General features: G+C 63.0%; 12 protein-coding genes. 8 read left to right on the top strand and 4 right to left on the bottom strand.

All coding sequences use genetic code 11. From position 1 onward, the window contains the following. Positions 1 to 39 precede the first annotated feature (39 nt). From AFIC_RS13490 to AFIC_RS13480, 3 genes are all read left to right on the top strand, one after another. Entirely contained in the window at positions 40 to 1,212 is a 1,173-nt protein-coding gene (locus tag AFIC_RS13490) for a phosphoserine transaminase (protein WP_275246740.1), read from the top strand. A 136-nt stretch (positions 1,213 to 1,348) separates the two neighbouring features. Continuing rightward, positions 1,349 to 2,938 carry a phosphoglycerate dehydrogenase gene (gene serA / locus AFIC_RS13485; protein ID WP_275246739.1) on the top strand — a complete coding sequence of 530 codons (1,590 nt, stop codon included), beginning with the start codon at positions 1,349 to 1,351 and terminating at the stop codon, positions 2,936 to 2,938. 201 nt (positions 2,939 to 3,139) lie between these two features. Further along, complete coding sequence (locus AFIC_RS13480; RefSeq protein ID WP_275246738.1) at positions 3,140 to 3,973, top strand: hypothetical protein; 834 nt, start codon at positions 3,140 to 3,142, stop codon at positions 3,971 to 3,973. Positions 3,974 to 4,006: 33 nt separating this feature from the next. Here AFIC_RS13480 and AFIC_RS13475 read toward each other — a convergent pair whose 3' ends face one another. Then, positions 4,007 to 4,930 carry a DMT family transporter gene (locus AFIC_RS13475; RefSeq protein ID WP_275246737.1) on the bottom strand — a complete coding sequence of 308 codons (924 nt, stop codon included), beginning with the start codon at positions 4,928 to 4,930 and terminating at the stop codon, positions 4,007 to 4,009. 234 nt (positions 4,931 to 5,164) lie between these two features. Between AFIC_RS13475 and AFIC_RS13470 the strand changes: the two genes are divergently transcribed. The 3 genes from AFIC_RS13470 to AFIC_RS13460 all read left to right on the top strand — a co-directional run bounded on the left by AFIC_RS13470 (position 5,165) and on the right by AFIC_RS13460 (position 8,663). Next, on the top strand, positions 5,165 to 6,457 hold the full coding sequence (locus AFIC_RS13470; protein WP_275246736.1) for an adenylosuccinate synthase: 1,293 nt from the start codon (positions 5,165 to 5,167) through the stop codon (positions 6,455 to 6,457). Between the two features lie 62 nt (positions 6,458 to 6,519). Further along, positions 6,520 to 8,058: a hypothetical protein gene (locus AFIC_RS13465; RefSeq protein WP_275246735.1), complete on the top strand. Its 1,539-nt coding sequence runs from the start codon at positions 6,520 to 6,522 to the stop codon at positions 8,056 to 8,058. A 2-nt stretch (positions 8,059 to 8,060) separates the two neighbouring features. Beyond that, positions 8,061 to 8,663: a formyltransferase family protein gene (locus tag AFIC_RS13460; RefSeq protein ID WP_275248734.1), complete on the top strand. Its 603-nt coding sequence runs from the start codon at positions 8,061 to 8,063 to the stop codon at positions 8,661 to 8,663. 64 nt (positions 8,664 to 8,727) lie between these two features. Here AFIC_RS13460 and AFIC_RS13455 read toward each other — a convergent pair whose 3' ends face one another. Further along, positions 8,728 to 8,946, bottom strand: a complete 219-nt coding sequence (locus AFIC_RS13455; RefSeq protein WP_275246734.1) for a hypothetical protein — start codon at positions 8,944 to 8,946, stop codon at positions 8,728 to 8,730. Positions 8,947 to 9,281: 335 nt separating this feature from the next. Here AFIC_RS13455 and AFIC_RS13450 point away from each other — a divergent pair, with 335 nt between their 5' ends. Beyond that, positions 9,282 to 9,740 (top strand): hypothetical protein, encoded by a 459-nt coding sequence (locus AFIC_RS13450; RefSeq protein ID WP_275246733.1) that lies wholly within the window; start codon positions 9,282 to 9,284, stop codon positions 9,738 to 9,740. A 55-nt stretch (positions 9,741 to 9,795) separates the two neighbouring features. Here AFIC_RS13450 and rpoH read toward each other — a convergent pair whose 3' ends face one another. Further along, positions 9,796 to 10,695: an RNA polymerase sigma factor RpoH gene (rpoH, locus tag AFIC_RS13445; RefSeq protein ID WP_275246732.1), complete on the bottom strand. Its 900-nt coding sequence runs from the start codon at positions 10,693 to 10,695 to the stop codon at positions 9,796 to 9,798. A gap of 220 nt (positions 10,696 to 10,915) precedes the next feature. Further along, entirely contained in the window at positions 10,916 to 11,971 is a 1,056-nt protein-coding gene (locus tag AFIC_RS13440) for an RluA family pseudouridine synthase (protein ID WP_275246731.1), read from the bottom strand. On the opposite strand from AFIC_RS13440, the gene AFIC_RS13435 reads away from it, so the two are divergent. Further along, the gene (locus AFIC_RS13435) at positions 11,970 to 12,305 is read left to right on the top strand and encodes a hypothetical protein (protein WP_275246730.1); all 336 of its coding nucleotides are present in this window, start codon (positions 11,970 to 11,972) and stop codon (positions 12,303 to 12,305) included. The genes AFIC_RS13440 and AFIC_RS13435 overlap by 2 nt on opposite strands. Positions 12,306 to 12,361: the final 56 nt, after the last annotated feature.

The raw sequence follows: 12,361 nt of genomic DNA, 5'->3' as shown, positions 1-12,361 counted from the left end.
TCCCCCCAACGGGAGGCTTACTATCTGGAAGGATAGACGATGACTGTAGCGAAGCCCGCTTTGCGGCCGAACGTGCCGCATTTTTCCTCCGGCCCCTGCGCCAAGCGCCCCGGATGGACCCCCGAAAATCTCAAGGACGCTGCCCTCGGCCGCTCGCATCGCGCGAAGATCGGCAAGGCCAAGCTCAAGCTCGCGATCGACCTGACGCGCGAGGTGCTTGAAATTCCCGCCGATTACCGCATCGGCATCGTGCCTGCGTCCGATACCGGCGCGGTGGAAATGGCGCTGTGGTCGCTGTTGGGTGCACGCCCCGTCACCATGATCGCCTGGGAGTCGTTCGGCGAAGGCTGGGTCACCGACGTGGTGAAGCAGCTCAAGCTCAAGGACGTGACCAAGCTCACCGCCGGTTACGGAGATATTCCGGACCTCGCCAAGGCCGACAAGAATTCCGACATCGTCTTCACCTGGAACGGCACCACCTCCGGCGTGCGCGTGCCGAACGCCGACTGGATCGCGGCGGACCGTGAAGGTCTCACGATCTGCGACGCCACCTCGGCGGCGTTCGCGCAGAAACTCGACTGGGCCAAGCTCGATGTCACCACCTTCTCCTGGCAGAAGGCGCTGGGCAGCGAGGGCGGCCACGGCATGCTGATCCTGTCGCCGCGCGCGGTGGCAAGGCTCGAGAGCTACACGCCGGCATGGCCGATGCCGAAAATCTTCCGCATGACCAAGGGCGGCAAGCTGATTGAAGGCATCTTCGTCGGCGAAACCATCAACACGCCCTCGATGCTGGCGCTGGAGGATTACCTCGACGCGCTCAACTGGGCGAAGTCGCTCGGCGGCCTCAAGGCGTTGATGGCGCGCGCCGACGCCAACACCAAGGTGCTGACCGACTGGCAGGCAAAAACGCCGTGGGTGGATTTCCTCGCGGCCGACAAGTCGATCCGTTCCAACACCTCGGTCTGCCTCAAGGTCGTCGATCCGGCGATCACGTCGCTGGCCGCTGACGCGCAGGCTGCTTTCGCCAAGGCGCTCGTCGCTTTGGTGGAGAAGGAAGGCGCGGGCTATGACCTTGGTGCCTATCGCGATGCGCCCCCCGGCCTTCGCATCTGGTGCGGCGCGACGGTCGAGACCGCCGATGTCGCGGCCCTGACGAAGTGGCTCGACTGGGCCTTTGCCGAGACCAAGGCTTCGCTCGCCAAGGCGGCGTGACGCATTACGCGATGTCATTCCGGGGCGCGCCAAAGGCGCGAGCCCGGAATCCTCTGATGCTTTTCCCTTTCATGTCGAGATTCCGGGTTCGCTCACGCTGTTCGCGCCCCGGAATGACGAACACAGGATCGCTCCCATGACCAAACCAAAAGTTCTCATTTCAGACGCGTTGTCTCCCGCCGCCGTGCAGATCTTCAAGGATCGCGGCGTCGAGGTGGATTTCCAGCCGGCGCTCGGCAAGGACAAGGACAAGCTCGCCGAAATCATCGGCAACTATGATGGCCTCGCCATCCGCTCCGCCACCAAGGCGACGGCGAAGATTCTCGCCAACGCCAAGAACCTCAAGGTGATCGGCCGCGCGGGCATCGGCGTCGACAACGTCGAAATCCCGGCCGCCACCGCGCGCGGCATCATCGTGATGAACACGCCGTTCGGCAATTCCATCACCACCGCCGAGCATGCCATCACCCTGATGCTGGCGCTGGCACGCGAGATTCCGCAGGCCGATGCCTCGACGCAGGCGGGCAAGTGGGAGAAGAACCGCTTCATGGGCGTCGAGATCACCGGCAAGACGCTCGGCGTGATCGGCTGCGGCAACATCGGCGCGATCGTCGCGGACCGCGCGCTCGGCCTGAAGATGAAGGTGGTCGCGTTCGATCCGTTCCTGTCGCCGGAGCGCGCCAGGGATATCGGCGTGGAGAAGGTCGAACTCGAGGACCTGCTCAAGCGCGCCGACTTCATCACGCTGCACACGCCGCTGACCGACAAGACCCGCAACATTCTCGACGCCACCGCGATCAACAAGACCAAAAAGGGCGTGCGCATCATCAATTGCGCGCGCGGCGGCCTGGTCGATGAGGCGGCATTGCGCGCGGCGCTCGACAGCGGCCACGTCGCGGGCGCGGCATTCGACGTGTTCGTCGAGGAGCCGGCCAAGGCCAACGTGCTGTTCGGCCATCCCAATGTGATCTGCACCCCGCATCTCGGCGCATCCACTTCGGAAGCGCAGGAGAACGTCGCGTTGCAGGTCGCCGAGCAGATGTCGGACTACCTTCTCACCGGTGCGATCAGCAACGCGATCAACTTCCCCTCGATCACGGCGGAAGAAGCGCCGAAGCTGAAGCCGTTCATCGAACTGGCCGAAAAGCTCGGTTCGTTCGCGGGCCAGCTCACCGAGAGCAACATCGCCAAGGTGCAGATCACCTATGAGGGCGCGGTTGCGGAGATGAAGGTGAAGGCGCTGACGGCGGCGGCATTGTCCGGCTTGTTGCGTCCGATGCTGGGCGACGTCAACGTCGTGTCCGCGCCGGTCGTCGCCAAGGAGCGCGGCATGGTGGTGGACGAAGTGCTGCGCGCCGCCGAAAGCGATTACGAAAGCCTCATCACCGTCACCGTGACCACGGACAACATGGAGCGTTCGGTGTCGGGCACGGTGTATGCCGATGGCGCGCCGCGTCTGGTTAATATCAAGGGCATCCGCGTCGATGCCGAGTTCGGCAAGTCGATGATCTACATCACCAACGAGGACAAGCCTGGCTTCATCGGCCAGTTCGCCTCGATGCTCGGCGATGCCAAGGTGAACATCGCGACCTTCCATCTCGGCCGCAATCAGCAGGGCGGCGACGCTATCGCGCTGGTCGAGGTTGATGGACAGGTGCCGCAAGAGGTCCTTGCCAAGGTCGCGAAGCTGCCGCACGTGAAGCAGGCCAAGGCGCTGACGTTCTGAGCGCACCAGCCCGAAAGGGCTTCTTTTGAACTTTGAAAGGCGGCTGCAACCGGATGGGCAGCCGCCTTTCGCGTTTGACAGGAGAGCTGGCAATAATTAATTTAGAACCATTCTAATTTTGTAGCGGACTTAAAGACAGCGACGGGGGCGAGTCAGGTGAATTGTCCGGTCGCGGCAAGATTCCGTTGTGTTATCAGTCATATGCTGGTCGGTGCCGCGGCGGCATTTGGCCTCTCTGCTGCCGCCCATGCTACAGACGAGATTCAGGTCTACGATGCGTCGATTGCGGCGGTGGGCCAATGGACCATTCAGCAGCACCTCAACTATGTCGCGCGTGGTCAGTCCTTGCCGCCGTTTCCGGGAGGTTTTCGCTCCGATGGCAGCCTAAATGGCACGCCGGAATTCGCCTACGGCCTGACGGATTGGTGGGAGCTCGGATTTTATGTGCCGTTCGCCGTGCAGGATCGGCAACTCCTGTCCGACGGCTTCAAGCTGCGAACCCTCTTTGTATCGCCCAATGCCGGCCAGCGTGAGTTCTTCTACGGCGTCAATTTCGAGCTGGGCTACGAGACGCCGAAATTTTCCCAGACCCGGTGGGGACTCGAAATTCGCCCAATCGTCGGCATGCGAAAAGGCGACTACGAGTTCATCGTGAATCCGATCGTGGACATCGGGCTTGGCCGGTTGGGTGAAACGACTTTCGCCCCCGCGTTCCGGGCAGCGAAGAAGGTTGCGCCGGATGTGCAGGTTGGCCTCGAATACTATGCGGATTTCGGCGAGATCGGCCGCTTCGCGGCGGTCCGCGATCAGCAGCACACGCTGTTCGCGGTCACGGACTTCAAGGCCGGTGATTTCGATGTGAACTTCGGCGTGGGATATGGCCTTACGCCCACTTCGGACCGCATCGTGATCAAGACGATCATCGGTTACGCCTTCCCGGTGCCGGGAAGCAAGCCGGACACCGGAGCGACCACACTGAGAAATCCGTTCCGCGAGCAGAATACAGGCTTTAGACCGACCGGATCATCGTTCTGAGCGCATCATGGCCGCGGCGGCCCCGCGGTGTTTTTATTCAGGCTGCTTCGGCTTGCGCGCGGCGATCACCACGCCGGCGAACACCAGCGCGTAGCCGACGATGTGATACAGATGCGGCTCCTCGCCGAGCAGTCCGATCGCCATCGCAGAGCCGAACACCGGGATCAGATGCAGGAACGGTGCGCTCCGGTTGGCGCCGATCAGTTCGATGCCGCGATTGTAGAACAGGTAAGCGAGCGTCGAGGGGAAGATCGCGACGTAGATCAGAATCGGAATGGTGTGGGCGTTCAGCGGCGTGACGCGGCCGGACGCCATTTCCCACACAAACAGCGGCAGGATGAACAGCGAACCGACCCCGCAGTTGAATGCGAGGAAGGAAAGCTGCTTCAGCGCCAGCCGCCGCGAGGCGAGCGCGGAATAAAGCCCAAACACGAACAGCGCCACGGTGTAGCCGATGTCGCCCTTGTTGAAGTGAATTTGCAGCAGCGCCGACAACTGGCCTTGCAGGATGATGGTCAGCACGCCCGTCAGCGAAATCACGATGCCGAACGCCTGCATCCATGTCAGGCGCACGTTGAACAGCACCAGCGCGAACAGCGCCACGTAAAGCGGGCCGGAGGATTGCAGCAGCAGCGCGTTGAGCGCCGTGGTGTATTGCAGGCTCCAGTAGCCCAGCGTGTTGAAGGTCGCGACGCCGGTGAAGGCGAGCAGGATCATCATGCCGAGGTTTCGGCGAATGGTCGGCCAGTCCCCAAGGAGGTCGGACCATGCGAAGGGCAGCAGGGAGAGGAAGGCCAATTGCCAGCGCAGGTATGACAATGCCATCGGCGGAATCTGCCCGGCGGCATAGCGGCCGATGACGATGTTTCCCGCCCAGAACAGCATGGTGAGAGAGAGCAGCAGATAGGGCCTGTCCATCAGGCGGAAAGACGGAAAAAGCGGCTTTGGCGGGGTCATGTCGGCAGCGGTACCAGTGAGACGGCGGAATTCCGGCGATGTTGCGATTTAACTGGGGATTTCAATACTTTGAAGAGAAGTCACGGCGCCGTCAAAGGGCTGTTTTGCTTGCGTCACATCCCATCATCCTTTATCGGGTGGTGGCCTGGCATGCGAGCGTTCCTGCCGGTAGGCGCAGCCATGTCCGGCTGCTTGAGACGAACGTGAGGATGCTTCCGAAAATGGCTTACCCCAATGACTAATGTTGTGGTCGTCGGCGCTCAATGGGGCGACGAAGGGAAGGGCAAGATTGTCGATTGGCTGTCAGAGCAGGCTGACATCGTCGTTCGTTTCCAGGGCGGGCACAATGCCGGCCATACGCTTGTCATCAACGGCAAGACCTACAAGCTCGCGTTGCTGCCGTCCGGCGTGGTGCGATCCTCGAAATTGTCGGTCATCGGCAATGGCGTGGTGTTCGATCCGCAGGCCTTCGTCACGGAAGTGGAACGGCTGAAGGAGCAGGGCGTCGCGGTATCTCCCGACAATCTGCGCGTCGCCGAGAACGTCACATTGATTCTGCCGCTGCATCGCGAGCTCGATGCGGTGCGCGAGAACGCCAGCAAGGCGACCGCGATCGGTACCACCCAGCGCGGCATCGGCCCGGCCTATGAAGACAAGGTCGGCCGCCGCGCGATTCGCCTGATGGATCTCGCCGATCCGCAGACCCTGCCGCACAAGATCGAGCGGCTGCTGTCGCATCACAATGCGCTGCGCCGTGGGCTTTCGCTCAAGGAGATCGATGCGGGCGAGGTGCTGAAAGACCTCGTGCAGGTCGCGCCGCAGGTGCTGCCTTATGCCGACACGGTCTGGAATCTGCTCGATCACAAGCGCCGCGAGGGCAAGCGCATCCTGTTCGAGGGCGCGCAGGGCGCGTTGCTCGATGTCGACCACGGTACTTATCCTTACGTCACATCCTCCAACACGGCGGCGGCGCAGGCGGCGACCGGCTCGGGCATGGGCCCGAGTGCGCTCGGCTACGTGCTCGGCATCTGCAAGGCTTACACCACGCGCGTCGGCATGGGTCCGTTCCCGACGGAACTGACGGATGCGACCGGCGAACTGATCGGCCAGCGTGGCCGCGAGTTCGGGGTCAACACCGGCCGCAAGCGCCGCTGCGGCTGGTTCGATGCGGTGCTGGTTCGCCAGACCGTTCGCACTTGCGGCATCCACGGCCTCGCTCTGACCAAACTCGACATTCTCGACGGCTTCGAGGAGATCAAGGTTTGTGTCGGCTACGAGCTCGATGGTAAAGAGATCGACCATTTGCCGGCAGGCGAGGGGGCTCAGGCGCGGGTCAAGCCGATCTATGAGGCCATCGAGGGCTGGCAGGAACCGACCGCGAACGCGCGTTCGTGGGCCGATTTGCCGGCGCAGGCGATCAAATATGTCAGGCGGGTTGAAGAACTCGTGGGATGTTCGGTCGCCCTGCTTTCCACGAGCCCCGAACGCGAAGATACTATTCTGGTGCAAAACCCATTCGAGGCATGATGTCGTGACAAGCATGCGCCTTCGCAATCGGGCTGTGTAAAGGGTTCGCCGGCTGAACAAGAATGGCTGATTATTATCCCCTCATCGCGCGTGCCGTCGCCGGCCTCGATCCCAACGCTTCAGGGGAAAGCCGGCGTGCCTTGTATGAGCGTGCCCGCACGGCGCTGATCGCGCAGTTGCGCGGCGTGCAGCCGCCCCTCACCGAAGCCGAGATCACCCGCGAGCGCCTGGCGCTGGAAGAAGCCGTCCGCAAGGTCGAGGCGGAAGCCGCTCATCGCACGCGAGGAGACTCGCATCGTGCCGAGCCGCCGCGCGGCAGGCCGGAAGCCCCGCCTCGCGAAGGTCCGCGCCGGGGCGATATCCTGCGCGACAGCGCCCGCGCCGCGGCCGGTGTGCGCGCCGCGCAGCCCGGCGCTCCGATGGCTCGCCCGCCTGTATCGCGTCACGATGCGCCGCCGTCTTTCGAGGATCGTCCTCGCGTGCCCGGCCGTCCGCGCGGGCCGGGGTCGGATTCGCTTTCAGGGCAGCCGCATGCACCGGCAGGTCAGGGGCAGGGCCGTCCGTCCCATCAGGGTGGTGTCGGGACGCGCGGATTCCGCGATGTCGTCGCCGATACCGATGAACTCGGCCGTGCCGCTTCGCAGGCCAATCGCTCCGCGCGCAAGACGTTCGCCAATGTGTCTTCGCCGACGCCGGAGTTCGATCGCTCCGAGCCGGACATGGAACAGCGCGGCGCGTATGCCGGCTATCCCGACGATGAATCTTATGAGGAGTTGACCGGCCACGAGCCTGCGCCCGCGAAAGTGCGGCGCGGCTACGACAGCCGTCCCGAGAAAATGCGCAGCGGTTTTCCGCTCAAGGGCGTGCTGTTCGCGGGCTTGGCGCTCATTCTGATCGGCGGCGGCATTCTGGGGTATCAGAAATACGGCGCGTCGATGAAGTCGATGTTCAAGCCGTCGCCGCGGACCGCGATCCAGAACGGGGCGGGCAGCGACACCAGCGCCCGTCCGAAAATCACCGACCGCGTCGGGCAATCGGATTCCAACCAGCAGGTCGCACAGGTCGCGCAGCGCGCGATCCTCTATGAAGAGGATTCGTCCGATCCGCAGGGCAAGCAGACCGTCGGCACCGTGGTGTGGCGTCTCGATCAGGTCGCGGCATCGCCGAAGCAGAAGCCGGACACCGCGATCAAGGCCGACATCGAATTGCCCGACCGCAAGATGAAGGTGGCGCTGACGATCATGCGCAACACCGATCCGTCGATGCCGGCGACCAGCCATACGATGGAGATCGTGTTCACGGTCGGCCCCGATTTCGGCACCACGATCGCCAACGTGCCGGGTGTCTACGCCAAATCACCGGACCAGCCGCGCGGCACGCCGCTCGCGGCCACGTCGGTCAAGGTGCAGGACGGCTATTTCCTGATCGGCCTGTCCAATGTCGATGTCGACCGCGCCCGTAACATCCAGGTGCTGAAGGAGCGCTCCTCGCTCGACATTCCGATCGTCTATGGCAACGGCAAGCGCGCCATCCTGTCGGTCGAGAAGGGCTCGCCGGGCGAGCGCATTTTCAACGAAGCCTTCTCAGCCTGGGGACAATGACCTTGCGGATTACGCTCGCCGGCTCCCGTCATTTCGGAGTTAAGACGCTTGAGATGCTGCTCGCGCATGGCGTGGAGATCGCGGGCGTGATCGTGGCCGACGGCGAGGATCGTCTGGCCGCGGCCGGCCGCGCCGCGGGGCTACATGTTCACGTGCAGGCCCACCCCAAGGCGATCGAAGCCTCGGAGATTCCGCCGGGTACCGATCTCATCATCACCGCGCACAGCCACGCCAAGGTGACGGAAGATGCGCTCGCGGCCTCGCGTCTGGGCGGCATCGGCTATCATCCCTCGCTGCTGCCGCGCCATCGCGGCATCGCCGCGGTCGAGTGGACGATCAACGAAGGCGATCCGGTAACGGGCGGCACGATCTATCATCTCGCCGAGAAGATGGACGGCGGCGCGATCGCCGCGCAGGAATGGTGTTTCGTCAAGAAGGGCGAAACCGCGCGTGAATTGTGGGAGCGCGCGCTGGCGCCGCTCGGGCTGAAACTGATGGCGCGCGTGATCGATCACGCCAAGGCGTTCGGCTCGCTGCCGTCCAAGCCGCAGGACGAGCAGTTCGCGACGCAGGCTCCGCGCATCAAGGCTCCCGCCGAGGCGTAAGCCAAAATGAAAATGCCCGGCACAGAACCGGGCATTGCATTTCTCTTTCTTCTATCTTTTTGCATCAGGCTGCGGGCGTTTCACCCTCGCGGACCGCTAACGTGACGAGATCGACGGCGTCGGTAACGCCTTCGGCGGCGCGCCGCACGATCGTCTCGGCCATCTTGGCCTTGGTTGCGGGCGTTCTGTTCTGCTCGGCGATCTGGGCGACGGCGATGTTGAGCACTTCGCGCAAGGCAGCCACGGTTTCTGCGCTGAAAGTTTCCGGCGGACGATTGATCATGCGCGTCTCCTTGGTTCAATGACCGGCGCACCATCGAGGTGCATTGAGGCCGTTGTGAGTCATGTGGGAGTGAAAGAAAACAAATCGGCGTGCGCGGATTCAGAATTCCTCAATTCATATTTTCTTCATGCTTTGCTTCATGACGTGATTGTAAGAACGCCTGCCGGCGAAGCGTGATGGCCGCACTACATCTTGTGCATCGCATGCGGTGGTGGCGATTAGTCGCTTTGGAATCGATATGGGTTCAAAAGGCTCGCGCTTGCAGCAGCCCTTTCATTTTCCCTTGATCGGCCGATAGTCCCGGCCCATCCTCGGTTCCGGCTGGAGGATAGTTCATGAATTTCACAAGAGCGCGACGCCTGTCGTTTGGAGTTGGATTGATCTCGCTGCTGTCGGGCAGCCCGCTGCTGGCCGATGAGGAACTCAGCCTTTCCTTTCTGGACAAGAACGATTTTTATCTGTCGTCCGCCGGGTTCAAGGTTCAGCCGGCGAACGGACCGAAGGGAGAGAAGGCGCTGCACGCCTTGCCGCCGCATCGGTTCGTGATGCACACCGTCAACGGTGTGACGCGTTATCTGTTCGCTGACCCCAGGAGATGCGTCTGCATCTTCGTCGGCAGCAAGGACAATTATCTGTCGTATCGCTCGATCCTGTCGCAGCCGCTCGGAGCCGCGCCCAACGATGTCGAGGCCGATTACAAAACGAACGCCCTGACGATGCTGAACGATCCTCTCGGCGGCAATGACATCTACGATCCGGATTCGCTGTCGGAATTCTTGCAGGATTATTATTGATACAAAAAAGCCGGCGTCTCCGCCGGCTTTCGTCTTTTGAAAATGGAGCCGATCTTCAGTAAGCGGCCTCGAGTGCCGCCTGCTCCTGGCGCGCCACGGTGCTCTTCACCGCGGCCTGCACCTTCTCGAAAGCGCGGACCTCGATCTGGCGCACGCGCTCGCGCGAGACGCCGAATTCGGCGGCGAGGTCCTCGAGCGTCATCGGCTCTTCGGCCAGGCGCCGCGCCTCGAAGATGCGGCGTTCGCGCGGATTGAGCACGCCCATCGCGCCGGTCAGCGCGTTGCGGCGGTGATCGTATTCCTCGCTCTCCGCCATGATGGCTTCCTGGTTGGGCGAGGTATCGACCAGCCAATCCTGCCATTCGCCAGGTTCGCCGTCGTCGCGGATCGGCGCATTGAGCGAGGCGTCGCCACCAAGGCGGCGGTTCATGTCGATCACGTCGCGCTCGGTGACGCCGAGACGCTTGGCGATCAGCTTGACCTGATCCTCGCGCATGTCGCCTTCTTCCAGCGCCGAGATCTTGCTCTTGGCCTTGCGCAGGTTGAAGAACAGCTTCTTCTGGTTCGCGGTGGTGCCCATTTTCACGAGCGACCACGAACGCAGGATGTATTCCTGGATCGACGCCTTGATCCACCACATCGCGTAGGTGGCGAGGCGGAATCCCTTTTCGGGCTCGAAGCGCTTCACCGCCTGCATCAGGCCGACATTGCCTTCCGAGACGACCTCGGAGATCGGCAGGCCGTAGCCGCGATAGCCCATGGCGATCTTCGCCACGAGCCGCAGATGGCTGGTTACGAGTCTATGCGCCGCATCCCGATCGTCATGCTCGCGCCAACGCTTGGCGAGCATGTATTCCTCCTGCGGTTCAAGCATGGGGAATTTGCGGATTTCGGCGAGGTAATGGGAAAGACCGGACTCTCCGTTGAGAACCGGCAAAGTGGCTGCACGGGCCATGTGGTAGCGCCCTCCGTTGTTCAGGCCCCCGACATCGGCGGGCCAGGCAGGCTGCTGCTTTGTCAAAGCCAGCGGAGCTGCAATGTTCCGCGACGGGACATCTCCGTCACGCAGGTGCAGCATACCCAAGGGGCGCGAAAAGGGAAGAACAAAACAGGGTCACGAACCCGTGACGCCTGTTAAATATATGTAACCTTGGAGCTTTTCCAATTTATCTGCGTCAAGCCGCCGCGCGCAGGGCGCTCTGCAAGAGAACCAAATCCTCCGGCAGCCCCGATTGCCAGTTCATTATTTCTCCTGTCGCCGGATGTTCGATCTGGAGGAGGTAGGCATGAAGGGCCTGCCTGCCGAGAGCCGCCACCACAGTTCTGGCGGCTCCGCCCAGATGGTTGGCCTTGGTGCGGAAGCCCGAGCCATAGACGTCGTCGCCGATCAGGGGATGTCCGATATGGCCGAGGTGGACGCGGATCTGGTGGGTCCGCCCGGTCTCGAGCTGGCAGGCGAGCAGGGCGGCGAGCGGTTTGCCGTCCGCTCCCTCGAAACTCTCCAGCATCTCCCAATGGGTGATGGCGTGCCGGCCGCCTTGCCGCACCGCCATTTTCTCCCGTGCGAAGGGATGGCGGTCGATCGGCTGGTCGATGGTCCCGTGCGGCCGTGAGGGTGCGCCCCAGACGAACGCCATGTAGCCGCGCCGCAGCGCGCCGGTGCGGCCATGGTCGGCGAACTGCGCCGTGAGCGATTGATGAGCGCGGTCGTTCTTGGCAACCACCATCAGCCCGGTGGTGTCCTTGTCGAGCCGGTGCACGATGCCGGGGCGTTTCACCCCGCCGATGCCGGAAAGGCTTGCGCCGCAATGGGCAATGAGCGCGTTGACCAGCGTGCCGGTCTCGTGCCCCGCCGCCGGATGCACCACGAGCCCCTTCGGCTTGTTGAGCACGAGGAGATCGTCGTCCTCGTAGACGATGTCGAGCGGGATGTTCTCGCCTTCCGGCTCCGGGGGGACGGCGGGCGGAACCTCGATGATGATCGTCTCGTCCGCCTTGACCTGATAGGCGGGATCAAGGATCGGAGCGCCGCCGATGCTGACATGGCCGGCCACGATCAGGGCTTTCAGCCGGGTGCGTGACAGGTCCTCGACCTGTTCGGCGAGCACGCGGTCGAGCCGTTGAGACTGGCCTGGCGACTGGCCTGGCGATTTGCCTGCGGCGGGAGCTGTGATAATGCGGCGCTCGCCGGTGCTTTCCGCACCCCGGTGATTTGAAGAAGACCCTTGCATGACCGAACATGTAGCTGCCGAACTGACGCCTGAACAGGCCGCCATGATGGCGCGGCTCAAGCGCCTGATGTTGATCGCGGGCCTGACCACGGCGCTGGGGATCGGCGCGGTGTTCATCGCCATCGGCTACAAGCTGTTTCGCGGCGAGGGCCGGGCCACGACTGCCGCCGAAGCCACGATCATGGTGCCGAAGGGTGCCCGGATCGTCTCCACGGCGGCGCTGGAGGACCGGATCGCGGTGACGCTGGATATCGGGGGAGCCACCGAAATCCGCACTTATGACGCCAAAACCTTCAAATTGCTGGGCCGGGCGCGGTTCGCGAGCGAGCCTTAAGGTTTATTGCCTGGTTTCGCACCTTGCGATTTGCGCCCGTGGCGGCTATCCCTTGC

The organism is [Pseudomonas] carboxydohydrogena (assembly GCF_029030725.1).
In the GTDB taxonomy this organism is placed as follows: domain Bacteria; phylum Pseudomonadota; class Alphaproteobacteria; order Rhizobiales; family Xanthobacteraceae; genus Afipia; species Afipia carboxydohydrogena.
This window is presented reverse-complemented; position numbering and strand designations above follow the sequence as displayed.